Origin of the sequence: Marivita sp. (assembly GCF_017643905.1) — a bacterium.
GTDB lineage: Bacteria > Pseudomonadota > Alphaproteobacteria > Rhodobacterales > Rhodobacteraceae > Marivita.
Map to the genome: position 1 here is coordinate 1 of NZ_JAEPMO010000012.1, position 22,659 is coordinate 22,659.

Annotated in this window: 26 protein-coding genes; 16 read left to right on the forward strand and 10 right to left on the reverse strand. The window is 60.0% G+C overall.

Annotated features, from left to right (window positions below; translation table 11 throughout):
- Both JJ869_RS03095 and JJ869_RS03100 read left to right on the forward strand, forming a co-directional pair.
- On the forward strand, nucleotides 1–722 hold a 722-nt coding region (locus JJ869_RS03095; protein ID WP_292264516.1), incomplete at its 5' end, for a hypothetical protein.
- A 196-nt stretch (nucleotides 723–918) separates the two neighbouring features.
- Entirely contained in the window at nucleotides 919–2,457 is a 1,539-nt protein-coding gene (locus JJ869_RS03100) for an asparagine synthase-related protein (protein ID WP_292264517.1), read from the forward strand.
- 5 nt (nucleotides 2,458–2,462) lie between these two features.
- Here the strand turns inward: JJ869_RS03100 and JJ869_RS03105 are convergent, their stop codons facing one another.
- Nucleotides 2,463–3,395 carry a hydrogen peroxide-inducible genes activator gene (locus JJ869_RS03105; protein ID WP_292264518.1) on the reverse strand — a complete coding sequence of 311 codons (933 nt, stop codon included), beginning with the start codon at nucleotides 3,393–3,395 and terminating at the stop codon, nucleotides 2,463–2,465.
- A gap of 105 nt (nucleotides 3,396–3,500) precedes the next feature.
- Here JJ869_RS03105 and JJ869_RS03110 point away from each other — a divergent pair, with 105 nt between their 5' ends.
- The 9 genes from JJ869_RS03110 to mnhG are packed head-to-tail and all read left to right on the forward strand — an operon-like array spanning nucleotide 3,501 to nucleotide 10,126.
- Nucleotides 3,501–4,064 carry a universal stress protein gene (locus JJ869_RS03110; RefSeq protein WP_292264519.1) on the forward strand — a complete coding sequence of 188 codons (564 nt, stop codon included), beginning with the start codon at nucleotides 3,501–3,503 and terminating at the stop codon, nucleotides 4,062–4,064.
- Nucleotides 4,039–4,473 (forward strand): universal stress protein, encoded by a 435-nt coding sequence (locus tag JJ869_RS03115; RefSeq protein ID WP_292264520.1) that lies wholly within the window; start codon nucleotides 4,039–4,041, stop codon nucleotides 4,471–4,473. Before JJ869_RS03110 ends, JJ869_RS03115 begins: the two co-directional genes overlap by 26 nt.
- Nucleotides 4,473–6,731 (forward strand): putative monovalent cation/H+ antiporter subunit A, encoded by a 2,259-nt coding sequence (locus JJ869_RS03120; RefSeq protein WP_292264521.1) that lies wholly within the window; start codon nucleotides 4,473–4,475, stop codon nucleotides 6,729–6,731. The genes JJ869_RS03115 and JJ869_RS03120 overlap by 1 nt, the downstream gene beginning before the upstream one ends.
- A complete protein-coding gene (locus JJ869_RS03125; RefSeq protein WP_292264522.1) occupies nucleotides 6,728–7,147 on the forward strand; it encodes an MnhB domain-containing protein in 420 nt (139 codons plus the stop codon). Before JJ869_RS03120 ends, JJ869_RS03125 begins: the two co-directional genes overlap by 4 nt.
- The gene (locus tag JJ869_RS03130; protein WP_292264523.1) at nucleotides 7,147–7,509 is read left to right on the forward strand and encodes a Na+/H+ antiporter subunit C; all 363 of its coding nucleotides are present in this window, start codon (nucleotides 7,147–7,149) and stop codon (nucleotides 7,507–7,509) included. Before JJ869_RS03125 ends, JJ869_RS03130 begins: the two co-directional genes overlap by 1 nt.
- Nucleotides 7,506–9,002 (forward strand): Na+/H+ antiporter subunit D, encoded by a 1,497-nt coding sequence (locus JJ869_RS03135; RefSeq protein WP_292264524.1) that lies wholly within the window; start codon nucleotides 7,506–7,508, stop codon nucleotides 9,000–9,002. Before JJ869_RS03130 ends, JJ869_RS03135 begins: the two co-directional genes overlap by 4 nt.
- On the forward strand, nucleotides 8,999–9,478 hold the full coding sequence (locus JJ869_RS03140; protein WP_292264525.1) for a Na+/H+ antiporter subunit E: 480 nt from the start codon (nucleotides 8,999–9,001) through the stop codon (nucleotides 9,476–9,478). The genes JJ869_RS03135 and JJ869_RS03140 overlap by 4 nt, the downstream gene beginning before the upstream one ends.
- Complete coding sequence (locus JJ869_RS03145; RefSeq protein ID WP_292264526.1) at nucleotides 9,478–9,777, forward strand: cation:proton antiporter; 300 nt, start codon at nucleotides 9,478–9,480, stop codon at nucleotides 9,775–9,777. Before JJ869_RS03140 ends, JJ869_RS03145 begins: the two co-directional genes overlap by 1 nt.
- Nucleotides 9,770–10,126, forward strand: a complete 357-nt coding sequence (gene mnhG, locus JJ869_RS03150; protein WP_292264527.1) for a monovalent cation/H(+) antiporter subunit G — start codon at nucleotides 9,770–9,772, stop codon at nucleotides 10,124–10,126. The genes JJ869_RS03145 and mnhG overlap by 8 nt, the downstream gene beginning before the upstream one ends.
- A 60-nt stretch (nucleotides 10,127–10,186) precedes the next feature.
- On the opposite strand, the gene JJ869_RS03155 is transcribed toward mnhG, so the two are convergent.
- Nucleotides 10,187–10,474, reverse strand: coding sequence for an HU family DNA-binding protein (locus JJ869_RS03155; protein WP_292264528.1), 288 nt, complete (start codon nucleotides 10,472–10,474; stop codon nucleotides 10,187–10,189).
- Between the two features lie 185 nt (nucleotides 10,475–10,659).
- Entirely contained in the window at nucleotides 10,660–12,144 is a 1,485-nt protein-coding gene (locus tag JJ869_RS03160; RefSeq protein ID WP_292264529.1) for an AMP nucleosidase, read from the reverse strand.
- 100 nt (nucleotides 12,145–12,244) lie between these two features.
- On the opposite strand from JJ869_RS03160, the gene JJ869_RS03165 reads away from it, so the two are divergent.
- From JJ869_RS03165 to JJ869_RS03180, 4 genes are all read left to right on the forward strand, one after another.
- On the forward strand, nucleotides 12,245–12,664 hold the full coding sequence (locus tag JJ869_RS03165) for a glyoxalase (RefSeq protein ID WP_292264530.1): 420 nt from the start codon (nucleotides 12,245–12,247) through the stop codon (nucleotides 12,662–12,664).
- Between the two features lie 68 nt (nucleotides 12,665–12,732).
- The gene (locus tag JJ869_RS03170) at nucleotides 12,733–13,488 is read left to right on the forward strand and encodes a class II aldolase and adducin N-terminal domain-containing protein (protein ID WP_292264531.1); all 756 of its coding nucleotides are present in this window, start codon (nucleotides 12,733–12,735) and stop codon (nucleotides 13,486–13,488) included.
- 69 nt (nucleotides 13,489–13,557) lie between these two features.
- Complete coding sequence (locus JJ869_RS03175; RefSeq protein ID WP_292264532.1) at nucleotides 13,558–14,421, forward strand: SDR family oxidoreductase; 864 nt, start codon at nucleotides 13,558–13,560, stop codon at nucleotides 14,419–14,421.
- Nucleotides 14,418–15,050 carry an exopolysaccharide biosynthesis protein gene (locus JJ869_RS03180; protein WP_292264533.1) on the forward strand — a complete coding sequence of 211 codons (633 nt, stop codon included), beginning with the start codon at nucleotides 14,418–14,420 and terminating at the stop codon, nucleotides 15,048–15,050. Before JJ869_RS03175 ends, JJ869_RS03180 begins: the two co-directional genes overlap by 4 nt.
- Here the strand turns inward: JJ869_RS03180 and dxs are convergent.
- From dxs to JJ869_RS03210, 6 genes are read right to left on the reverse strand one after another with little or no spacing between them, the layout of a single operon-like run.
- Nucleotides 15,047–16,972 (reverse strand): 1-deoxy-D-xylulose-5-phosphate synthase, encoded by a 1,926-nt coding sequence (dxs, locus tag JJ869_RS03185; RefSeq protein ID WP_292264534.1) that lies wholly within the window; start codon nucleotides 16,970–16,972, stop codon nucleotides 15,047–15,049. The genes JJ869_RS03180 and dxs overlap by 4 nt on opposite strands.
- A 21-nt stretch (nucleotides 16,973–16,993) precedes the next feature.
- Nucleotides 16,994–17,863 carry a polyprenyl synthetase family protein gene (locus JJ869_RS03190; protein ID WP_292264535.1) on the reverse strand — a complete coding sequence of 290 codons (870 nt, stop codon included), beginning with the start codon at nucleotides 17,861–17,863 and terminating at the stop codon, nucleotides 16,994–16,996.
- A 9-nt stretch (nucleotides 17,864–17,872) separates the two neighbouring features.
- Nucleotides 17,873–18,115, reverse strand: a complete 243-nt coding sequence (locus JJ869_RS03195; RefSeq protein ID WP_292264536.1) for an exodeoxyribonuclease VII small subunit — start codon at nucleotides 18,113–18,115, stop codon at nucleotides 17,873–17,875.
- Nucleotides 18,112–19,038 (reverse strand): histone deacetylase family protein, encoded by a 927-nt coding sequence (locus JJ869_RS03200; RefSeq protein ID WP_292264537.1) that lies wholly within the window; start codon nucleotides 19,036–19,038, stop codon nucleotides 18,112–18,114. Before JJ869_RS03200 ends, JJ869_RS03195 begins: the two co-directional genes overlap by 4 nt.
- A 51-nt stretch (nucleotides 19,039–19,089) precedes the next feature.
- The gene (locus tag JJ869_RS03205) at nucleotides 19,090–19,791 is read right to left on the reverse strand and encodes a response regulator (RefSeq protein WP_292264538.1); all 702 of its coding nucleotides are present in this window, start codon (nucleotides 19,789–19,791) and stop codon (nucleotides 19,090–19,092) included.
- Nucleotide 19,792: 1 nt separating this feature from the next.
- Nucleotides 19,793–20,302, reverse strand: a complete 510-nt coding sequence (locus tag JJ869_RS03210; protein WP_292264539.1) for a MarR family transcriptional regulator — start codon at nucleotides 20,300–20,302, stop codon at nucleotides 19,793–19,795.
- A gap of 162 nt (nucleotides 20,303–20,464) precedes the next feature.
- Between JJ869_RS03210 and JJ869_RS03215 the strand changes: the two genes are divergently transcribed.
- Nucleotides 20,465–21,334: a branched-chain amino acid aminotransferase gene (locus tag JJ869_RS03215; RefSeq protein ID WP_292264540.1), complete on the forward strand. Its 870-nt coding sequence runs from the start codon at nucleotides 20,465–20,467 to the stop codon at nucleotides 21,332–21,334.
- A 133-nt stretch (nucleotides 21,335–21,467) separates the two neighbouring features.
- On the opposite strand, the gene JJ869_RS03220 is transcribed toward JJ869_RS03215, so the two are convergent.
- The gene (locus tag JJ869_RS03220) at nucleotides 21,468–22,658 is read right to left on the reverse strand and encodes an ABC transporter permease (RefSeq protein ID WP_292264541.1); all 1,191 of its coding nucleotides are present in this window, start codon (nucleotides 22,656–22,658) and stop codon (nucleotides 21,468–21,470) included.
- Nucleotide 22,659: the final 1 nt, after the last annotated feature.

The window sequence follows — 22,659 nt, forward strand, 5'->3', positions numbered from 1 at the left end:
AGGTATCTCAGGTCTCTTTTGGTCTATCTGCTCGCTGCTATTCTCAACGCAATCCAAAATTTGGAAACCAAAGCTCCCCGCAATCAGCCGCTATACACACCCGTCACAGCCTGAATTGCCTTGTTCAAGGTCGACTATTTATGTTCGGCACGCCCGTCGGTGCGGGTATTGGCGCTGGCATCTGGTACGAATGGCAGGAAGTTTACGGAGTAGGGGCGATGTCAGCTTGGGCCTGCGTCCCGCTCTCTTGGCGCTTTGTCAACTTCAACGGCGGCCTTTGGCTTCAAATTAAGGACATCCCCGCAAAGAACGGAAGTAAGATTACAGTACTTGGCAAACAATTTTCGTGGGGCGTTGACGGCGTCGTCCACTTCATGGAGCCCGATGGGTTTGCGCATACCAAAGGAGCTGTGCAGCGGTTTCGAAGCCAAACTACAGGAATCATCGAAAACAACAGATTGCAAGAAGACCTCGCCTTCCAGAAAGGCCGTGGCGTGGCTCCGCCGGGCGGTGGCATAAACCTGTCGATTAGAAGCCTTGGGGCTATGCGAGATTTCCTCGGCTCGCTTACACCGATCCCAGCCGAATCTACAGTCGATTTGGGGCTCGCGATCCGTTTCGAGGATCAACTTGTTTGGGAAAGCTATGAGTCCGCCAAGCTTTGTACAGCGGGCAACGGTGCAATCAGCACAGTGACACAGAACAGCGGTTGGAGATATTGAACCTTCGCCGGCTATAGCTAAGTGCTCGACACTTTTCAGATGTTGTTGAGGTTGGCAGCATATCACTCGAGAGCACTAACTTCGTGGGAGAAAATGCACAGCTCCTCAGCATTGACCTGTGCCATCGAAAATACTGTTTCGCCAAACGAATCACTGTGCCACTATTCAAGAAAAATGTTATTGGCGGCAGCAGGCTATGTTTCAGGCACAAGAACTGTGGAGCTATCGGTACGGGCAATTTGCCGAACGGTTCCGGTATCAATACGTCATTTCGCGATCAACTGAGGCGATTGAGGGCTTTAAGGAAAGCACGATCGGCGATCTGAAACTGTATACCGGCAAGGATTTACCGCTGCGCGAACTGCGCGACGCAGCTGGCTCCACGATCGGTTATGTGCTTGGTATCGCCGTCGGAATGGACGCGCAGCAGACGCCGGAAACGCTCAAACTGCCCTTCAGGAAAACCACCAAGAGCTTCTGGACCCGGTTCGAGACATGGCTCAATGATGCGGCAGGTCGCTTTGCATTTGTCGTCGATGCATCGGGCGGTCCGCGGCTTTACACCGACCCTGTCGGTATGATTGGCGCGGTCTATAATCCTGAAGACGGGTATGTTGCCTCCTCGACGATGCTCGCCATCAAGAGACCGCTGCGGCCTCACCCGAAATACGATTTCGACGTGATCCGCGACCTTGGCGGCAGGCTGACACTGTTTCACACCGCCGACAAAGACGTACACCGGCTGAACCCGAACCATTACCTTGATCTGACAACGCTCGAATCCACACGCTTCTGGCCGCGCGATGTCAGCTTCACACCCGAAGCCGAAGACCCGACCAAGGTCTACCGCGAAATCATCGAAACCGCCCGCGCCAATATTGGCGCGATTGCAGAGGCATATCCCTGCTCCCTTCCTGTTTCCGGCGGCATCGACAGTCGGTTGATACTCGCCTTCGCGGGGGAACATCGAAGCAAGATCAAGCAGTTCTACACCCACATCAACAACTACGCGACCCGGCGCGATGCCGCCATCGCGGCAGAGTTGTGCCGCGTCTGCAATGTCGAACATGAAATCCATGACAAACGGGATTTCGGCATCGCACGCCACGAAGTCCGCCTGAACCGGCATGCCTACGAACTCACATTCGGGGCACCTGCGTCACCGCCCAAAGAGTACCAGAATGGCGTGATCCGTGGCGTCCCAGAAGGCAACGTGATCCTGCGCGGACATCAGACTGACCTTCTTCGGGCGGTCTATGTCTTCCGTCCGGAATCCGAATGGCGCGATCCGGATTGGCAAATCGAACGCTTGTTTATCGTGCCGCGCTCTGACTTCAGCAGTATGATCGCGGATCGGTTCCGCGAAGATTTCGTCGCGTGGCAATCGACTTTGCCGGATGCCGCCATGGAAAAGGCCGCTGACTTCATGTTCCTTGAGGTTTTTTCCAACGCCTCGATTGGGTCGTCCTTCCCGGCACTCTGGCGAAACTTCTACATGTCGCCGTACAACAGTCGCCGATTGATCGCCTTGTCTCTTCAGTTCTCGGAAAAGCGCCGCCGCGCATCCGAGCCGGTGTTCGAATTGATCGAGATGATGAACAAGGATTTATCCAAGGTTCCGTTCGATTTCGAAGCACCCGCCTCGCTGGCGGACAGGCAGGAATGGGGCACAAATGCTCAGTCGACACAGAAACGACGGAACAAGACGGTCGAAAAGCTGCTGAAATACGCCTGAGCTGATCAACGCGACACGTCACCCAAGACGGTGATCTCGGGTGCGCGTGCCGTGAGCGATCGACAGATGAAAGCCGACAACAGCCGGAATTCCTTTTCGCGCGAGGTTCCCTTGCGCCAGACCATCCCGATGGTGCGCGACGGTGCCGTTCCGCGAAACGGCCGCGCGACGACGATATCCTGATGCGCCACTTCGGATTTCACGTAGAGCGCGGGCATCAGTGACAATCCCATCCCTGTCGCCACCATCTGCCGAAGCGTATCAAGGCTGGTGCCTTCGTAATCATGCGACAGGTCCACACCGTAGTCTTCCGAGATGGATCGCACCAGTTCGTGCAGCCTGTGTCCCGGTTCCAGCGAAAGAATGGTCTCTCCGCGCAGCATGACAGGGTCGATTTCGGGCTCTTGCGCCAACCGATGATCCCACGGCATCACTACCTGGATCGGCTCACGGAACAGGGAAAGGCTATCAAGTTCAACCCGGTTGACCGGCAATGGAAAGAAGAGCAGGTCCAGCGCGCCATCCTCCAGACTGCGCAACAGAACATCCGGCAAGCCTTCCCGGATATAGAGGCCAAGTTTTGGGTATTCCTGGTGCAAATCCGGGATCACCAGCGGCAGGAAGTACGATCCGACTGTCTGAACCACACCAATTCGGATAACCGAACTCAACACGCTTTGCCCGGATTTGGCGATGGTGTGGATTTCGGCCACTTCCCGCAGGATGCGCCGCCCACGCTCTGCAATCTCCTTGCCCGCCGGGGTCATCATCACTTTCGACCGACTGCGTTCAACAAGGCTCGTACCCAATCGCATCTCCAGCTCTTTGATCTGTGCACTCAGCGTCGGCTGGGTCACATTGCAGGATTCCGCCGCACGTCTGAAATGCAGCTGGTCCGCGACCGCCACGAGATATCGAAGTTGCTGCAGGCTCGGCAAATCATCGCTCTTGATAGTTAATTTCTATCAATTAGGCGATTATTTTCGATTTGGTCAATGAGAAACGCGCCCTATCTCGTTGCATTGGTGAGGGAGCGCGCAGACGTGCACAGGTTCGAGAACATTCTTTTCGTGTGTGATGAACACAGCGCATATGAACTTGCGTTGGAGCGCGTGATTTGGCTTGCGGCCCTCAATCAGGCCCGTGTCACGATGGTCTCCACCATTGACAGCGGTGGCTCAAATGACGTGTCGCGCCTGTTTTCCATGATCCCCGGCCTCGGCAATTCAGAGATCGGTGAAACGGTGATTGCCGTTCATCGCATGAAGCTTGAAGACCGTGCGCAAGCCCTGCGCAATCATGGGATCGCGGTCGAAACGAAGCTTCTGATCGGCACGCCGTTCATCGAAATCATCCGGCAAGTCCTGCGGGACGGGCATGACATCGTCATCAAGGGGGCGCATCGCGCTGCGGGGCGGCGGTTCCTGCCCGGCGCGGACATGCATCTCTTGCGCAAATGCCCCTGTCCGATCTGGGTGCTGAACGCAGCCTCTGAACCACAAGCCAAACGCATTCTGGTTGCCGTTGACCCTGATCCGACCGACCCGAACCGCGACAGCCTGAACCGCATGATCATGGAACTTGGCCACGTCTTTGGCCCGCAATGACGGAGCCAAGCTTGACGTGATGAATGTCTGGCGCCTTCAGGAAGAAGCGACACTGCGGCATGGATTGGCCAATATCCCCGAGGAAGACATCGACCGCCTTGTCGCCAAGGCACAGGACGACAGCAAATCAAGGTTGCAGGACCTTGTCTCTGGCTTCTCGGACTATGACGACATCATGCGCGTTCTGCACATCAAGGGGGTTGCCGGTGACGTGATCCCCGAACATGTGACCGCCGAAAGCATCGACACCATAGTCATGGGCACGCTGACCCGCACAGGGGTTGCCGGGCTGTTCATCGGCGACACCGCAGAAACCATTCTCAACCATGTCAGTTGCTCGGTCCTGACCGCGAAAGCCCCCGGCTTCGTCACTCCGATCGGCGCTGGACCCGCAGGAGGACTCCACTGATGGCTGGCGGATTTCCAACCGACACGCGCGGCAACGGGCTGACCGGGATTGTCCCTGTCGTCTTTGCCGCTGCGCTCTTTGTCTATTTTGCGTCCATGGTGCCAACCATCGCCGCGACCGAGGTCATTCGGGTCTCGATCCCGTGGATTCCCTCGCTTGGTATCGAACTGGCCTTTCTGGTTGACGGTCTCAGCCTGACGTTCTCGCTGCTCATCTCCGGCATCGGCACGCTGGTGCTGCTCTATTCCAACACTTACCTCGCCGGGCATCCACAATATGCCCGGTTTGCGCTGTTTCTGACCGCCTTTATGGTATCGATGCTGGGACTGGTGCTGGCCGACGACCTGATCCTGCTCTTCGTGTTCTGGGAACTGACGACGCTTACGTCGTACATGCTGATCGGGTTTTCGCACGAGACCGAGAAAAGCCGTCGCAACGCGTTGCAAGCTCTCTTTGTCACCGGAGCGGGCGGGTTGGCCTTCCTCGCCGGGTTGATCCTGTTGGCCGCAGCGTCCGGCACCACCAGCATTTCCGGCATCATCGCGCAGGGCAGCGCGCTCAAAGAGCACGCCATGTACCTGCCGATCCTGATCCTGCTGCTGGCGGGCACCTTCACGAAATCCGCGCAGGTGCCGTTCCACTTCTGGCTGCCCAACGCGATGGCAGCACCCACGCCCGTCAGCGCGTTCCTGCACTCGGCCACGATGGTCAAAGCAGGCGTCTACGTCATGGCGCGGATGCACCCTGCGATGTCCGGCACAGATGTCTGGCTCTGGACGCTGACGATCCTTGGTGCGGTGACAGCAGTCTTTGCCAGCCTGCTTGCGCTGCGCCAGACCAACCTCAAGCAGGCGCTGGCTTACACGACACTCATGGCGCTCGGCACACTCACGCTCTTTCTGGGGCAGGAGTCGGGCTACGCCATGACCGCCTTCGCGACCTTCCTGATCGTGCATTCGCTCTATAAAGCGTCGCTCTTCCTTGTTGTCGGCTGCATCGACCTCTCCACAGGCACGCGCGAGACCGACCAATTGGGCGGTTTGGGACGGATCATGCCGATCACCGCCGTCGCCGCAGCCTTGGCCGCCTTGTCGATGGCGGGCTTCCCACCGTTCCTTGGCTTCATCGGCAAGGAACTGAAATACGCAGGTGCGATTGCTGTGGCTTCCGAGCCTCTGTTGGTGGCCGGTGCCGCGCTCCTGTCGAACGCGCTCATGCTCGCCGTGGCAGGGGTCGTCGCCTTCCGCCCATTCTGGCAGGGCAGCGTGCCCTCCGGGCAATCCCCCCGCGAAGCGCCCTGGCAGATGTGGGCCGGACCGATCATCCTTGCCAGCCTTGGCGCAGTGTTCGGTGTCTACCCCGACCTGCTGCAAGTCGCGCTGATCAACCCGACCGTGATTTCGCTGACCGGCGAAATCGGTGAGGCGAAAGAACTGAAGCTTTGGGCTGGGATCAATGTGCCCCTGTTCCTCAGCATCGCCACTTTCATTTTGGGCCTGCTGTTCTACAAGTTTCACGTCCAACTGCGTGCGAAGCTCGAACAGGGGTTCCAAGCGATCCCCAATCTCGACAAAGGCTGGGACAGCTTCCTTGATGGCCTCAAGCGCTTTGCAAAGTGGCAAACCCAGCTTGTGCAAAACGGCAAACTCTCCAGCTATCTCTTCGGCACGTTCCTGACCATTGCGGCCGGTATCCTGCTGACGCTGGTTTACACGGGTATGCCGATGATCGCCGTCGATCTGTCCGATGTAGAGTGGAAGCACACCTCGATTGCCCTGCTGACCATCGCGGGCGCGTTGCTGGCACTGGTCACCAATTCGCGCATCGCGGGGATTGCGGCCCTTGGCGTCGTCGGTATCGGCATCGCGCTGATCTTCATCGTGTTCAGCGCCCCTGACGTGGCGATCACCCAGCTTTTGGTCGAAACGCTGATCGTCGTGCTGGTGGCGGTCGTCATGCTGCGCCTGCCCTCACTGCCCAAGGCCGAGTTCCGCCCGGGCCGTGCGGTGCTCTCCATTGCCGTTGGCGTTGCCGTTTCGCTCACGCTGATCGCCGTGGTCTCCAGCCCGCTTGACCTGCGCCTGACCGACTATTTCGAAGCGACAAGCTGGCCCGAAGCCTACGGGCGCAACATCGTCAACGTCATCCTCGTGGACTTCCGCGCGCTCGACACATTCGGAGAGATAGCCGTGGTCGTGATCGCCGCCCTGTCGGCTTACGCGCTGCTGCGCACAACACGCAAAGGAGACCAGAAATGAATTCCGTCATCCTGCGCGTCGGCACGCGCTACCTTGCCGGTCTGCTGCTTGTGTTCTCGTTCTACATGATGCTGCGCGGCCACAACGAACCCGGTGGCGGCTTCATCGGTGGGCTGACCGGGGCCACCGGCTTTGTCCTTTACGCCATCGCTTGCGGCACTCAGGACGCCCGCGCGGCGCTGCGTGTGATGCCACAGACCATCGCGATCTGGGGGCTGGGCATTGCCCTTGCCGTCGGGTTATTTGCAGCGATCTTCGGCGACGCACTTTTCACCGGGCAATGGTTGTTCATCGGTGCGACCGAGACCGAAAAGGGTCTGCCCCTGTCGTCGGTGCTGGTCTTCGACATCGGCGTCTACCTCGTGGTCTTCGGGTCGATCCTCACCCTTGTCTTCGCCATGGAGGAGGAAATCTGATGGAGTTTCTCTTTGCCATCACCATCGGCGTTCTGGTCGCGGCGGCGGTCTATCTGATGCTGTCGAACCACCTTCTGCGGTTCATCTTCGGCCTCGTGCTGATCTCGAACGCCGCGAACCTGACGATCTTTGTCTCGGGTCGCCTGACCGATGGCGCGCCGCCGCTGATCCCCGAAGGAGCCGATGCGCCGCTCGTCGATGTGGCCAACGCCCTGCCGCAAGCCTTGGTGCTGACCGCCATCGTGATAGGCTTTGGCCTGTTTGCCTTTGCCATTGTTCTGGTCTTCCGCGCGTGGACGACCCTGAATTCCCTGACGCCGGACGATATGCGCCTGGCCGAACCCGAGGAGGCACCTAAGTGAGCTGGCTTCTTGCACTTCCCGTCGTCATCCCTTTCCTGACGGCTGTCCTTGCCTTCCTGACACGGCAAAGCCCCTTGGGACGCTGGATTTCCGTGGCCGGATCATCCGTCCTGCTGATCGCTTCCATCGCCCTGATGAACACCGTCCTGCGCGAGGGCGTGATCGCCGGGCAGATGGGCAACTGGCCCGCGCCGTTCGGGATCACGCTGGTGGCCGATCTTCTGTCTGCCGTAATGGTCCTGATCACCGCCATCGTCGCGGTGGCCGTATCGATCTACGCCATCGCCGATGTCGACGAAGGGATGGAGCGTCTGGGCTATCACGCGCTCTTCAACATGCTGATCGCAGGTGTGGTCGGCGCGTTCATCACCGGTGACCTTTTCAACCTCTATGTCTGGTTCGAAGTGATGCTGATCGCGTCCTTCGGCCTTCTGGTGCTGGGCGGACGCCCCGAGCAGATCGACGGTGGCGTGAAATACGTGGCGCTGAACCTTGTGTCCACGATCATGTTCCTGACCGGGATCGGCCTGCTTTACGGCATGACAGGCACGCTCAACATGGCCGATCTGGCCAGTGCGGTGGACGGCGCTGATCAACGGCTCCTGACCATCGTTGCGGTCCTCTTCATGATCGCGTTCGGCGTCAAGGCGGCGGTCTTCCCGCTCTTCTTCTGGCTGCCCGCTTCCTACCACACCCCCGCCTTTTCCGTGTCTGCGGTGTTCGCAGGACTGCTGACCAAGGTCGGCGTCTACGCCCTCTTGCGCATGTTCACGCTGGTGTTCGACCATGACACCGCCTTTACGCACACGATCCTGCTCTGGGTCGCGGGCCTGACCATGGTTGTTGGCGTTCTGGGCGCGGCCGCACAATCCAACATGCGCAAGATCCTGTCGTTCCACATCGTCAGCCAGATCGGCTACATGATCCTTGGCCTGGCGCTTCTGACCCCGCTCGCCATCGTCGGCGCGGTGTTCTACCTCGTGCACCACATCGTGGTGAAGGCGAACCTGTTCCTGATCGCGGGCGTCGCCCAGCGCATCGCGGGCGGAACCGAGCTGTCGCGGATCGGCGGCCTGTACAAATCCGCGCCCCTTCTGGCCGTGCTCTTTGTCGTCCCAGCCTTTTCGCTTGCAGGCTTCCCGCCGCTCTCGGGCTTCTGGGCCAAGTTCCTGCTGGTCAAGGCGGCGCTCGACGTACAGGGCTGGATCATCGCGGGCATCGCGCTTGCCGTGGGTCTGCTGACCATCTACTCCATGACCAAGATCTGGGCGCAGGCGTTCTGGGAACCGCATCCCGACGGGATCGAGCCGAAACTGTCATCGCTCAGCTACCGCGACCGCGCTGCGATGCTGATCCCGATTGCGGGGCTCGCTGTGCTGACCGTGATGATCGGCGTCATGCCCGAACCTTTCGTGCAATTCGCCGAAGCCTCTGCCGCGCAACTTCTTGACCCGACAGCCTACATCACGGCCGTTTTGGGAGAGCAGCCATGAACACCTTTGGACTGAACATCATCCTCGCCATCGCCTGGGTCGCGTTTACGGGGTCCGTCTCGCTGGTCGGACTGATCACCGGCTTTGTGATCGGCTACGGCGCGCTCTGGCTGATCCAGCCGTTGATCGGGACAAGCACCTATTTTCGGCGCGTCACGGCGTGGATCAAGCTGGTCATCATGTTCCACTATGAACTGATCGTCTCCAGCATCGAGGTCGCTTTCGACATTCTGACCCCTAAACACCGGTCGCGCCCGGCGATCATCGAGGTGCCGCTCGACGTCAAAACCGACACGGGGATACTGCTGGTCACCAACCTGATCTCGCTGACCCCCGGTACGCTGAGCCTTGACGTCAGCGAGGACCGAAAAACGCTGCTAGTGCATGCAATGTTTGCCGATGACCCCGATGCCCTGCGCAAAAGCCTGAAAGACGGGATGGAGCGTTGGGTGATTGATGCCGTGGAGGGCGCGTGATGGATGGATTTCTCGAAATCAGCCTTGAGATCGGCTTCATGTGTGTCGTGTTTTCCGTCGCGCTGGCCTTCGTCCGTTTGATCAAGGGGCCAAGCTTGCAGGACCGCGTCGTGGCGCTGGATTTCATGACCGTCGCCATCGTCGCCTTCTGTGGCCTTGCCGCCATCCGCTATGGCACGCCCGCCTTCCTTGATGTCGCACTGGTGCTAGCGCTGGTGGGTTTCCTTGCGACGGTCGCCCTTGCCCGCTTTGCCGAACGCAACACCGAACGCAGCAGAGAAAGGTCACACCATGAGTGAGATCATCGCAGGTTCCCTGATCATCCTCGGCGGCTTTTTTGCCGTGATCGGCGGGCTTGGCATTATCCGGTTGCCTGACGTGCTGCTGCGCATGCACGCGTCAACCAAGATCGGCACCCTGGCCTGCGGGCTGATCCTGCTGTCCTGTGCGGTGATCTTCGGCACGTCGGACATCATCATCCGGGTGATCGCCATCGTGCTGTTCATCCTGCTCACCGCCCCGATCGGCGCTCACATGATGGGCCGCTCGGTTGTGTCGACCGGTGTGCCGCTTTGGAAAAACGAAGGCATTGAGGAAGGCAAACTCGATACCGCGCTGGACGAAGAACACAGCACGCCGAAATCCTGAGCCCAGAAACGCAAAAGGCCGCTCGAACGAGCGGCCTTTCAGGTAAGTCCGGAGGTCGGATCAGCCGTTCACGCTGTCCTTGAGGGCCTTCGCAATGGTCATCTTGACCACTTTGTCGGCTTCTTTCTTGAACTGCTCGCCGGTGGCCGGGTTGCGGACCATGCGCTCAGGGCGCTCGCGGCAGTAGATCTTGCCAACACCCGGGATTGTGACGGCACCGCCGCCTGCAACTTCCTTGGTGATGATGCTGGTTACAGCGTCCAGTGCGGCTCCGGCTGTTTTCTTGTCGCTGCCCATTTCTTCGGCCAGAGCGGCCACAAGCTGGGTCTTGGTCATTGGTTTCGCCATTTCGTGGTCTCCTTAACTGCCCGATCTTGGGCCTCGTGTGCAAAAACTAACCGTATATTGAGGGGAAACACAACGGTTGGTAGGGCTTTCCCTCACGTTTTTCAGCTTTTTTGGCCGATTTCCGCAGGTTTATTGACCCTGCATCAAGGCAAAACCGACATTCGGCGTCGAAAAGACAGAATCGCCTAGAGGAACGCGGTTTCCTCAAAGCTGCGCAGCTTCCGGCTGTGGATGCGTTCAAGGGGCATCTCGCGCAGGTGTTCCATGGCGTGAATACCGATCATCAGGTGCCGCGCCACCTGCGTCTTGTAGAAATCCGACGCCATGCCGGGCAGCTTCAATTCGCCATGCAACGGCTTGTCGCTGACGCAAAGCAGCGTGCCGTAGGGCACCCGGAACCGGAACCCATTGGCGGCAATCGTGGCGCTTTCCATATCAAGTGCAATGGCGCGGCTTTGGCTCAAACGCTGCACAGGGCCGCGCTGGTCACGCAGTTCCCAGTTGCGGTTGTCCACGCTGGCCACCGTCCCCGTCCGCATGATGCGTTTGAGGTCATAGCCTTCGAGCTGCGTTTCCGCGGCAACCGCGCGCTCCAATGCGATCTGGATTTCAGCCAGCGCCGGGATCGGCACCCAGACGGGCAGATCGTCATCCAGCACCCGATCTTCACGCAGATAGGCATGAGCCAGCACGAAGTCGCCCAAGCTTTGCGAATTGCGCAGACCCGCGCAATGGCCAACCATCAGCCACGCATGGGGTCGCAGCACCGCGATATGGTCGGTCGCCGTCTTGGCGTTCGACGGCCCAACCCCGATATTCACCAGAGTGATCCCAGCACCACCTTTACGCTTGAGGTGGTAGGTCGGCATCTGGGGCATCTTGTCGACCGCAGGCAAGGGTGCGTCCGCGTCGAAAATCTCGGCATTCCCGGTGCTGACGAAACTTGTGTAGCCGCTGTTCGGATCGGCCAACTGAGCCCGCGCATAGGCTTCGAACTCGGCCACGTAGAACTGGTAGTTGGTGAACAGAACATGGTTCTGGAAATGATGCGGATCGGTCGCCGTGTAATGCGACAGGCGCGCGAGCGAATAATCCACCCGCTGCGCGGTGAAGGGCGCCAACGGTTCCGTCCCGTCCGGCGCGGGTTTGGCCACGCCGTTGACGATATCGTCGTTCGTCGTCGCCAAATCCGGCACGTCAAACACGTCGCGCAGGATGAAATCGGCTGCACCTTCCTGCGGCACCGAGATGGCTGCGTCGTTGGCCACCGCGAAATGCACCGGCATCGGTGTATCAGACACCCCAACCTCGACCGGAACATTGTGATTTTCCATCAACAGGGACAATTGCTGTTCAAGGTAATGCCGGAACAGATCGGGGCGCGTGATTGTCGCGGCATAAGTCCCCGGATGTGCCACATGGCCAAAGCTCAAACGGCTGTCCACCTTGGCAAAGGTCGTCGTCGTGAACCGAACTTCGGGATAAAACGCACGATAGCGCACACCGGGATGACGCTGCTGCATCGCGGTCCGAAAGCTGTCGCACAGGAACCGCGTGGACATATCATACAGCTCGCAAAGTCGATCCACCGCGGCCTTGGCATCTTCGAACCTCCGGGGTGCCGGGACGTCCGGTGTCAGAATGTCGAGATTGATCGAACGGTCCTGCATGCACAGCCTTTCTTGGGTCTTGTCCTGCCTTGGGCGCAGGTTGACAGGTCAATGGCACGGGATCAAGCTGCCCGCAATCACCGGAATTTGGAAAGTATAGATGGACTACGAAACAGTGTCCGCCGGTGCCTTCGGCGCCAGACTTCGAGGGATCGGCCTCAATCTGCTGACACGGGATGTTCGCCGCATGGTCACGCAGCTTTGCACCGTGTTCGGAATGACAGCACACCGGCTGTCCGATGACTTCGCTATCCTGCGCTATGGTGATCAGGTGTTTCAGGTCCATTCCGATGGCACTTACGGCAGCAACCCTCTGCTTGGCCTTCTGCCGGAACTGCCGCCGCGGGGCGCAGGTCTGGAAATCCGGCTCTACGACACCGACCCGGATCGCGCCGCTGAGATGGCCGAAGAGAACGGATTTACAGTGCTCCAGCCTCCGACAGACAAACCTCACGGCCTGCGCGAATGTTATCTGCTCTGCGCGGATGGATACGCATGGGTGCCATCACGCCCGCTCTGACAACCACACAGACCGCTTGACTTTAGACTGTGAAACGCATGCTCTGGCCGCAACAACAGGAGGCCCACATGTCTGTCACGCAACTCGCCCCCAATATCGAGCATTGGCAGGAACGCGTTGATCTTGCAGCCGCTTTCCGGTGGACGGCGCGGCTCAACATGCACGAGGGCGTTGCCAACCATTTCAGCCTTTCGATCAATGATGACGGCACCCGGTTCCTGATGAACCCAAACCAGATGCACTTTTCGCGCATCAAGGCGAGCGACCTGCTGGTCGTGGATGCCAACGATCCCGACACGCTCAACAGGCCGAACGCACCCGACCCGACCGCCTGGGGCCTGCATGGCGGCTTGCACCGCCATTGTCCGCATGCCCGCTGTGCGATGCATGTGCATTCGATCCACGCAACCGTTCTGGCCTGTTTGCAAGACCCGCGTCTGCCGCCCATCGACCAGAATTGCGCCACCTTCTTCAACCGCTATGTGATCGACACGCAGTATGGCGGCCTTGCCTTCGAGGACGAGGGCGAACGCTGCGCACAGCTCTTCACCGATCCCAAACAGAAGGTGATGATCATGGGCAACCATGGCGTCATGGTGATCGGCAACAGCGTGGCCGATACGTTCAACCGGCTCTACTATTTCGAACGCGCCGCCGAAACGTACATTCGCGCGCTTCAAACTGGACAGCCGCTCAAGGTTCTGTCCGATGAGATCGCAGAAAAAACCGCCCGGGAACTTGAGGGCTACCCCGAGCAGGACGCGCGCCATCTGTCCGAGCTGAAAAAAATTCTGGATGCCGAGGGATCCGATTACGCGTCTTGAACGTTAAAATTTGCGTGGGTCGGCAGCTGACCCACTTGGTTTTGGGTTTATCTGTACCAATTTCACTTCATGGATTACACATTACTTTCTCTTGGCCACGGGTATAGCGCGGCATTTCTCGCCCGGCGTCTCCTGCCGAAGGGCTGGAAAATCGCGGGCACAACGCGCGACCTCGACAAATTCAAAGACTTTCACGCCCAAGGGATCACACCTCTTCTATGGGACCGGGATGCGATCCTGCCATGGCTCGAAAACGCGAGCCATGTGCTTGTCTCCGCTGGCCCGACCGAAGATGGCGACCCGACGCTGGCTCTGCTCAAGACGGATATCGCCGCACAGGCCAAGCGGCTTGACTGGGTCGGCTACCTCTCGACCACAGGCGTCTACGGGGATGCGCAAGGTGATTGGGTGGATGAAAGCGCGCCCTTGACCCCGGTCACTGAACGTGGCCGCCGCCGCGTACGTGCCGAGGCGGCATGGGCCGCAATTCCAGACCTGCCGCTGCATATCTTCCGGCTTGCTGGCATCTACGGCCCCGGACGCGGCCCGTTCTCCAAGGTCCGCGACGGAACCGCCCGCCGCATCATCAAACCCGGTCAGGTGTTCAGCCGCATCCATGTCGAAGACATCGCGCAGGTGCTAGAAGCATCGATGCTGCACCCCAAACCGGGCACGGCGTATAACCTGTGCGATGACGACCCTGCCCCGCCGCAGGACGTGATCCTCCATGCCGCGACACTGCTGGGTGTCGATGCACCCCCGGAATTGCCGTTCGACGAAGCCGAGCTGTCGCCGATGGCACGCAGTTTCTATGCCGAAAGCAAACGGGTTCGGAACGACCGGATCAAAGCGGACCTCGGTGTCGCGCTGAAATACCCGGATTATAAAGCCGGTCTCGCGGCAATTCTTGCAGAAGAGCAGGCTGGACCGTGACTCCCAACGAGGGCGCTCCACGATCCCTGACCACCCTTCTTGACACGCTTGATCCCGACAACCCCGCCACCGGAGCCGAGATCCGGCACCATGACGCCCATGAAGGACTGACGATTCAAGAAATGCTCGACCGGGTCGGCGCACGGTCTTTCGGCGCAGCCCTTCTGGTGCCAGCGCTGATCCTTGTGTCGCCCCTGTCGATTATTCCGCTCATGCCCACCATTGGCGGGCTGGTCATCCTCACGATCTCGATTCAGGCGTTCTTTGGTCGTGACCATCTCTGGCTGCCCAGGTTTCTTGCAAGCCGGCGGCTCAGTGGCCCGCAACTGAAACGCGCGGTCAACTATCTCCGCAAGCCCGCCGCCTGGCTGGACCGGAACAGCCGTCACCGGCTGCGCTTTCTGACCGCAGCACCGATGGACAGGATTGCGTTGCTGGCCGTTATGGTCGTCGCAGCGACCTGGCCGTTCCTCGAAATCCTACCGATGTTCACCTCGATCAGCGCAACCGGTGTAGCCCTCATCGCCTTCGCGCTCATGGTGCGCGATGGGTATGTTCTGATCGGCGGATATGCAGTCCTTGGATTGTCGCTTGCCGTCGTCGTCGCCCTGATTACGGGGATTTTCTAGGCCCGCTTGCCAATCGATGCCACGCTAAGCACGTCGAGAACCTTCTTCTCGATATGTTCGGCGTTCATCCCGGCGACATCGTACATCGCCTGCGGGCTGGCCTGATCGATGAAGATATCGGGCAGCACCATCGACCGGAACTTGAGCCCGTGGTCGAACACCTCTTCGTCGGCCAGCAACTGCGCGACGTGACTGCCAAAGCCACCGATCGCGCCTTCCTCGATGGTGATGAGCGCCTCATGGTCCGTCGCCAGTTTCAGGATGAGGTCATGGTCCAGCGGCTTGGCAAAACGGGCATCGGCAACGGTCGGGCTGATCCCCTTGGCCTCAAGCGCCTCACACGCAGTCAGGACTTCGCCCAGACGGGTGCCGAACGACAGGATCGCGACGCGGCTGCCTTCACGGATCAACCGCCCTTTACCAATCGGTAAAATTTCGCCCCGCTCGGGCATATCCACCCCGCGCCCCTCGCCCCGCGGATAGCGGAACGCGATGGGGCCGTCATTATGCGCCACGGCGGTCGCAACCATATGCTTTAGTTCCGCCTCATCCGCCGCTGCCATGACGACAAACCCCGGAAGGTTCGCCAGATAGGCCACGTCGTAGCTGCCCGCATGGGTCGCCCCATCGGCACCGACCAAACCCGCCCGATCGATGGCAAAGCGCACCGGAAGCCGCTGAATGGCCACGTCATGCACAACCTGATCATACCCGCGCTGCAGGAAGGTCGAATACATCGCGCAAAACGGCTTCATTCCGCCTGCCGCCAGCCCGGCGCAGAAGGTGACGCCGTGCTGTTCAGCGATGCCCACGTCAAACGTCCGCGACGGGTAGCGTTCGGCAAACAGGTCAAGCCCTGTGCCATCGGGCATCGCAGCCGTCACCGCACAGACCAGCGGATCGTCCGCCGCTTCCAGCAACAGCGCATCTGCGAACACCTTGGTGTAGCTTGGCGCGTTTGACGGCGCTTTTTTCTGCTCTCCGGTGATCACGTCAAACTTGGCGCGCGCGTGCCCGCGATCCGCAGACTCCTCGGCCGGGCCATAGCCCTTGCCTTTCTTGGTGACGACATGAATGAGGATAGGCCCATGCGCCCGGTCCTTGACCGTCCGCAGCACCGGCAGAAGCTGCCCCAGATCGTGCCCATCAATCGGACCGAGGTATGAAAAACCCAAAGCCTCGAACAGAGTACCGCCCACGGCCATACCCTTGAGCAGATCCTTGGCCCGCTTCGCCCCTTCCCGGAACGGTTCGGGAAGGAAGCTCACAGCGCCCTTCGCGGCCTCTTTCAAATCCTGAAATGGCGCACCCGCATATAGCTGCGAGAGGTAGGAGGACAGCGCGCCCACAGGCGGCGCGATGCTCATCTCGTTGTCGTTCAGAATGACGATCAGCCGTTTCTTCAGATGACCCGCGTTGTTCATCGCCTCATAGGCCATGCCCGCGCTCATCGCGCCATCGCCGATCACCGCAATCGCATCGCCATGGCCGGTGTTACAATTCCCGCCCAGATCGCGCGCCACGGCGAAGCCCAAAGCCGCAGAGATCGAGGTCGAACTGTGTGCCGCGCCAAAGGGGTCATACGGAGATTCTGACCGTTTGGTAAAACCGGACAGACCGTTCTCCTGTCGCAATGTCCCCATCCGCTCGCGCCGCCCCGTCAGGATTTTGTGCGGGTAACACTGGTGCGACACGTCCCAGATGATCTTGTCGCGCGGCGCATCGAAAATCGCATGCAGCGCCACTGTCAACTCGACCACGCCAAGTCCCGCCCCCAGATGCCCACCCGTCTTCGACACCGCCGAGATGGTCTCGCGCCGCAACTCATCCGCCACCTGCTCAAGCTGCGCATCGGAAAACCGTTTCAGGTCGGCCGGGGAAGAGACCGTATCAAGAAGCGGGGTCTCTGTGGAAAAGGACATATGCCGCGCCTCCGGGTCGCATCAGGTGTCGCGCGAGATAACGAACTGCGCCGCCTCATTCAAGGTTTGCGCCCGTGCGCCATAGGGCGACAAGGCATCACAGGCGACTTCGACCAGTTGAGAGGCACGCTGCTTTGCGCCGTCGAGCCCCAGCAAAGAGACAAACGTGGCCTTGCCCCGATCCGCGTCTTTGCCCACCGCCTTGCCAACGATAGTCTCGTCGCCTTCGACGTCCAGAATATCGTCGGCAATCTGGAACGCGAGGCCGAGGGCATTGGCATAATCTGTCAAAGGCTTGAGGTCGGCCTGCGCCAGCCGCGCCCCCGCCTGCGCCGACCACACGATCAGCGCTCCGGTCTTGCCTGCCTGCAACTCGGTGATCTGGTCCAGCGTCAATGGCGTCTCGGCGGTTTCCGCGAGAATGTCCAACGCCTGCCCCAGCACCATACCCTTATGACCCGACGCCTGCGCAAGGCTCAGGGCCAGATCGGCGCGCACCGCACCGTCGCCGTGACAGGCCGGGTCCAGCACCAGTTCGAACCCGAGGGTCTGCAACGCATCCCCCACCAGAACCGCCGTCCCGTCATCCCATTTGCGATGCACGGTCGGCAGCCCCCGCCGCAGATCGTCATCATCCATGCAGGGCAGGTCATCATGCACAAGGCTGTAGGCGTGGATCGCCTCAATCGCGGCGGCAGGCCAGATGGCCTGCGCCTCAGACACGCCATGCAGGCGCGCACCTTCAAGCACAAGGAACCCGCGCAGCCGTTTGCCGCCCGCCACAGCATAGCGCATGCCCTCGACCACCGGCAGGTCAGGCTGCCCCGCTAGAACGGTCTCCAGGTGTGCGCCGATCCGGGCAGCATCGCGGCGCAGCGCGTCGGAAAACATCGGACCAGCTTACTCGGGATCGAAGGGCGCGGTGCCCGTAGGTTTGCCATCGGCGTCCAGCGTGATCGCCGCGACCTTTTCCTGCGCCTCGTTCAGCTTGGCCTCGCAGCGCTTCTTGAGCGCCGCCCCGCGTTCGTAAAGCGCAATGGATTCCTCCAAAGCCACATCGCCGCGTTCCAACTGGCCCACGACCTTTTCAAGTTCGGCCATCGCCGCCTCAAAGCTCATCTGGTCCACAGGTGTGTCGCTCATGACGCGGCCTCCATCAGTTCTTCCACATGCGCACGCGCACTTTCCGCGAGCGCAGACAAATCATAGCCACCTTCCAGAGTCGAGACGATGCGCCCCTCACACAGGTCTGCCGCCAATGCGCACAGCTGACGGGTGAGCCAGCGGAAATCTTCGGTCGACCACTGCAATTCCGCAAGCGGATCATCCTGATGCGCGTCAAACCCGGCAGAGAGTATGATCAACTCAGGTTTGAAGGCGCGAAGACGCGGGAAAACCTGCGCCTCATAAGCCGCCCGCATCTCGGCCCCACCGGATCGCGGCGCCAATGGCACGTTCAGCACATTGTCATGTGCGCCCCGTTCCGACGGATCACCGGTGCCCGGCCACAGCGGCATCTGCTGGCTGGTGATGGTCAGCGCCCGCGCTTCGTTCCACAACAGGTCCTGCGTGCCATTGCCGTGATGCACGTCGAAATCCACCACCGCGACACGGGACAAGCCATGCGCCTCAAGCGCATGCATGGCCCCGATGGCCGCGTTGCCGAAAAGGCAGAACCCCATGGGCGTAGACGTTTCCGCATGGTGCCCCGGCGGACGGATGGCGCAGAACGCATTGCCAACCTCATCGTCCAGCACCAGATCGACCGCTTTGACCACAGCCCCCGCCGCCCGGAACGCGGCGTTTACGCTGCCCGGTGACATCCATGTATCGGCGTCCAACTGGTGAAACCTTTCGGCAGGTTGCGCCGCGACAATGGCATCTACATGCCCTTGCGGATGCACATAGGCCAGATGCGCGGGGTCAACCAACGGCGCTGTCTCACGCCGCAGATCCAACCCTTCCAACGCGTGCAACACATGCTCCAACCGCGCCACCCGCTCGGGATGTCCGTTCGGAGTCACATGCTCCAGACACTCCGCATGTGTGATCAATGCCGTCGCCATGGGCGCGTCCCCCTGCTTCTTCTCTTTTCAAATACGCAAAGACCAAACCCGTCAATCGGGTGCAAGCATATACCCGGCGCCGCGCACCGTTTGCAGGTAGCGCGGCTGTTTCGGATTGTCTTCGAGCTTGCGGCGAAGTCGGGTGATCTGCACATCCACCGCCCGCTCCTGGCTTTGTCCACGGTCGCGCCCCAGTTCCTCGACCAGTTGCGTGCGGCTGAGGGCGATACCCGGCTTGGCCGCAAAGATCTTCATCAGCTGGATCTCGGTCGACGTCAGACGAACAAGGTTTTCCCCCCGCCACATCTCGGCGCGTTCGGTGTCATAGCGGATAGGGCCAAGGTTCAGATATTTCGGGGTACTGTCCGCCATGACCTGTTCCGGCATGCGACGCAGGATCGCGTTGATGCGAAGCAGCAGTTCCTTGGGCTCGAACGGCTTGGCAAGGTAATCATCTGCCCCGGCCTCAAGCCCCGCAATCCGGTCCTCGGTTTCAGCCCGCGCCGTCAGCAGAAGGATCGGTGTGGTCGAGCGCTCCCGGATGCCGCGCGTCAGGCTGATCCCGTCTTCGCCCGGCATCATCACGTCCAGAACGATCAGGTCGAAATCCAACCCGGACAGAATGCGTCGGGCATGAGCGGCATCACGGGCCGCGCTGACAAGAAAGCCGTTGCGGATCAGAAATTTCTGCAGCAACCCGCGAATACGCTCGTCATCATCGACAATCAGCAGGTGGGCGTCGGGATCAGCCATGTCAGCGTCCGTCCCGCAGCGCATGATAGGCGCGCTTCATGTCGTCATCCATCATCGCTTCCAATACTGTTTTGAAACCGGCCACCGCGTCGGGGCCAGCCTTGCGATAGGCGTCGCGCATCCGGGCACGTTGTGCGTCGGACAATTGCTGTTCAAGCGCTTCGCCGGCTTCGGTCAGGGTCAAATGCCGCTCTCTCTTGTCGCTGCGTCCCACATGGCTTGTGACAAGACCATCTTCGATCAAGGTGCGCAACACACGGTTCAGCGATTGCTTTGTCACCCCAAGAATGGCCAGCAGGTTGTTCACGGTGGTGCCGGGTGCGCAGTGGATGAAATGGATGGCGCGGTGATGGGCTCGCCCGTAGGACAGCCCTTCAAGAATGCGATCCGGATCCGCAGTGAACCCACGATAGGCAAAGAACATCGCTTCGATCCCCTGCCGCAACTGCTCGTCCGTCAGATACAGCAGGGACTGCCCGCTCGAAGTGTTTTGCGTGTGCCCTTCCGCCATGGTCGGTCGTCCAATCCGTCTTTTTTGTTGGTCTCGAAAATACGTCAGTCTTGTTGACATTCCAAGCCTCGAATGGTAGCGAATCTCAGTTTTAGCGCAACATTATGTCCGATGCGGACCTAATTTGCGCAATTTATGAAAATCCGGGCGAGGAGAATTGAAATGGCCGGAACCTATGACGACCGCGATGGAAAGATCTGGATGGATGGCCAGCTCATCGATTGGCGCGACGCGAATGTCCACATCCTGACACATGCCATGCATTACGCAAGTTCGGTCTTCGAGGGCGAGCGTGCGTATAACGGCAAGATCTTCAAATCGCGCGAGCATTCGGAACGGCTCAAGCGGTCGGCGCAGATGATCGACTTCGAGATCCCTTACACCGTGGACGAAATCGAAGCGGCCAAGAAAGCGGTTCTCGAAGCCAACGGGCAGTCCGACGCATATGTGCGGGCTGTTGCATGGCGCGGCGTGGGTCAGGACATGGGTGTCGCGTCCGCGCGCAACCCGGTCCGTATGGCGATCGCCAGCTGGGAATGGGGTGCTTATTACGGCGATGCCAAGATGAAGGGAGCGAAGCTCGACATTTCCAAGTGGAAGCGCCCGTCGCCCGAAACCATCCCGAGCCATGCCAAGGCGGCCGGTCTCTACATGATCTGCACCATGTCCAAACACGCGGCCGAGGCCAAAGGCTGCTCTGACGCGATGATGTTTGACTATCGTGGCTATGTGGCCGAAGCGACAGGCGCGAACATCTTCTTCGTCAAGGACGGCGAAGTGCACACGCCAACACCCGACTGCTTCCTCAACGGCCTGACGCGCCAGACAGTGATCGGCATGCTCAAAGAGCGCCAGGTCAAGGTGCATGAGCGCCACATCATGCTGGAAGAGCTTGAAGGCTTCGAGCAGTGCTGGCTCACCGGGACGGCCGCCGAAGTGACCCCCGTTGGCCAGATCGGTGATTACAACTTCGAAGTCGGATCGCTCACCCGCGAGATCGCGGAAGGCTACGAAAAGCTCGTCCGCAGCTGATCTAGACATCCCTCAACGAAAAAGGCCCCGCACCATCGTGTGGGGCCTTTTTTGTGCTTGGAGCAAGGCTCTTGGAAGAGCCTTCATCCGCATTTTGGAAAATGCGGAACAAGCGCCTTCAAAGACGCTTCCCCTATCCCGGCGACATGCCCCGCATTTTCTCGGACCTGCGGCGCAGAATCTCGACAGCCGTCAGAAGGCAGATCGAAATCCCCACAAGGATGGTCGCAGCGGCAAGGATCGTCGGCGAAATCTGCTCGCGCAGACCGGTGAACATCTGCCACGGCAGCGTCTGCAATTCGGCCGAACCGATGAAGAGCACCACAACCACTTCGTCAAAAGACGTGATGAATGCGAACAAGCCCCCGGAGATCACGCCCGGCAGGATCAGCGGCATCTGCACCTTGAAGAAGGTGGTCACCGGGTTCGCGCCCATATTCGCCGCCGCCCGTGTCAGCGACCGGTCAAAGCCGACCAGCGTGGCCGTCACGGTGATGATGACAAAGGGAATGCCCAGCACCGCGTGTGCCAGAACAATGCCCCAATAGGTGCCGACAAGTCCAATCTTGGAGTAGAAGAAATACATGCCCGTGGCGGAGATGATCAGCGGCACGATCATCGGAGAAATCAGGATCGCCATGATCGCCCGTTTGCCCGGCACGTGGCTCTGGCTCAGGCCGATGGCTGCCAGAGTTCCCAGCGAAACCGAGATCAAAGTCGCAACCGGCGCCACCATGAGGGAGTTCTTGACCGCATTGGTCCATTCCGGGTTGGTCAGGAAGTCCCGGTAGTGCTTGAGGCTGTAACCTGCCGGATCGAAGGCCAGCATTTCCGGCGTGAAGGTAAAGAAATCCTGCGCGTTGAAGGACAGCGGCATCACCACGATGATCGGCGTGATCAGAAAGACGAAGATCGCTCCGCAGAGCACGCGGAAACTGTAGTGCCACAGCACCTGGCCAGGGGTGAGGTAAGGCACCAGATGCGCCCGATAGCGCCCCATGCCGATCCAGTAGATGAACCAGCCGAAGAACCAGCCAAACAGCCCCCCCATGATCAGACCGGGAATGGCGTTGAACAAATAGCCGACGACCGCCGCAACCGCGAACAGCCCCCAGCGCACCGGCTTTTCCAGCGCTTCGCCCAGCACTTGCATCGCAACGAATGCCAATACCGCCATCAGCGCCGCTCCGGCAAGGATACCCAGCAGGCCCGAGCCTTGCGCTGTGCCGATGAACAGCCCCGCAAACCCGCCCGCTGCGGCCAGAACGCCCGCCGTGAACCCGATGGGCTTTTTCTCGATCGGTGTGAGAATGGCTTCAGCCATG

What these genes read in the sequence shown, in the direction of transcription:
- JJ869_RS03130 (WP_292264523.1), top strand. Translation starts at nt 7,147, where the DNA reads ATGGAGTTTCTCTTTGCCATCACCATCGGCGTTCTGGTCGCGGCGGCG.
- JJ869_RS03210 (WP_292264539.1), bottom strand. Translation starts at nt 20,302, where the DNA reads ATGGCGGAAGGGCACACGCAAAACACTTCGAGCGGGCAGTCCCTGCTG.
- JJ869_RS03145 (WP_292264526.1), top strand. Translation starts at nt 9,478, where the DNA reads ATGGATGGATTTCTCGAAATCAGCCTTGAGATCGGCTTCATGTGTGTC.
- JJ869_RS03165 (WP_292264530.1), top strand. Translation starts at nt 12,245, where the DNA reads ATGGACTACGAAACAGTGTCCGCCGGTGCCTTCGGCGCCAGACTTCGA.
- JJ869_RS03200 (WP_292264537.1), bottom strand. Translation starts at nt 19,038, where the DNA reads ATGGCGACGGCATTGATCACACATGCGGAGTGTCTGGAGCATGTGACT.
- JJ869_RS03155 (WP_292264528.1), bottom strand. Translation starts at nt 10,474, where the DNA reads ATGGCGAAACCAATGACCAAGACCCAGCTTGTGGCCGCTCTGGCCGAA.
- JJ869_RS03140 (WP_292264525.1), top strand. Translation starts at nt 8,999, where the DNA reads ATGAACACCTTTGGACTGAACATCATCCTCGCCATCGCCTGGGTCGCG.
- JJ869_RS03215 (WP_292264540.1), top strand. Translation starts at nt 20,465, where the DNA reads ATGGCCGGAACCTATGACGACCGCGATGGAAAGATCTGGATGGATGGC.
- JJ869_RS03195 (WP_292264536.1), bottom strand. Translation starts at nt 18,115, where the DNA reads ATGAGCGACACACCTGTGGACCAGATGAGCTTTGAGGCGGCGATGGCC.
- JJ869_RS03175 (WP_292264532.1), top strand. Translation starts at nt 13,558, where the DNA reads ATGGATTACACATTACTTTCTCTTGGCCACGGGTATAGCGCGGCATTT.
- JJ869_RS03120 (WP_292264521.1), top strand. Translation starts at nt 4,473, where the DNA reads ATGGCTGGCGGATTTCCAACCGACACGCGCGGCAACGGGCTGACCGGG.
- JJ869_RS03205 (WP_292264538.1), bottom strand. Translation starts at nt 19,791, where the DNA reads ATGGCTGATCCCGACGCCCACCTGCTGATTGTCGATGATGACGAGCGT.
- dxs (WP_292264534.1), bottom strand. Translation starts at nt 16,972, where the DNA reads ATGTCCTTTTCCACAGAGACCCCGCTTCTTGATACGGTCTCTTCCCCG.
- JJ869_RS03220 (WP_292264541.1), bottom strand. Translation starts at nt 22,658, where the DNA reads ATGGCTGAAGCCATTCTCACACCGATCGAGAAAAAGCCCATCGGGTTC.
- mnhG (WP_292264527.1), top strand. Translation starts at nt 9,770, where the DNA reads ATGAGTGAGATCATCGCAGGTTCCCTGATCATCCTCGGCGGCTTTTTT.
- JJ869_RS03125 (WP_292264522.1), top strand. Translation starts at nt 6,728, where the DNA reads ATGAATTCCGTCATCCTGCGCGTCGGCACGCGCTACCTTGCCGGTCTG.
- JJ869_RS03100 (WP_292264517.1), top strand. Translation starts at nt 919, where the DNA reads ATGTTTCAGGCACAAGAACTGTGGAGCTATCGGTACGGGCAATTTGCC.
- JJ869_RS03190 (WP_292264535.1), bottom strand. Translation starts at nt 17,863, where the DNA reads ATGTTTTCCGACGCGCTGCGCCGCGATGCTGCCCGGATCGGCGCACAC.
- JJ869_RS03160 (WP_292264529.1), bottom strand. Translation starts at nt 12,144, where the DNA reads ATGCAGGACCGTTCGATCAATCTCGACATTCTGACACCGGACGTCCCG.
- JJ869_RS03170 (WP_292264531.1), top strand. Translation starts at nt 12,733, where the DNA reads ATGTCTGTCACGCAACTCGCCCCCAATATCGAGCATTGGCAGGAACGC.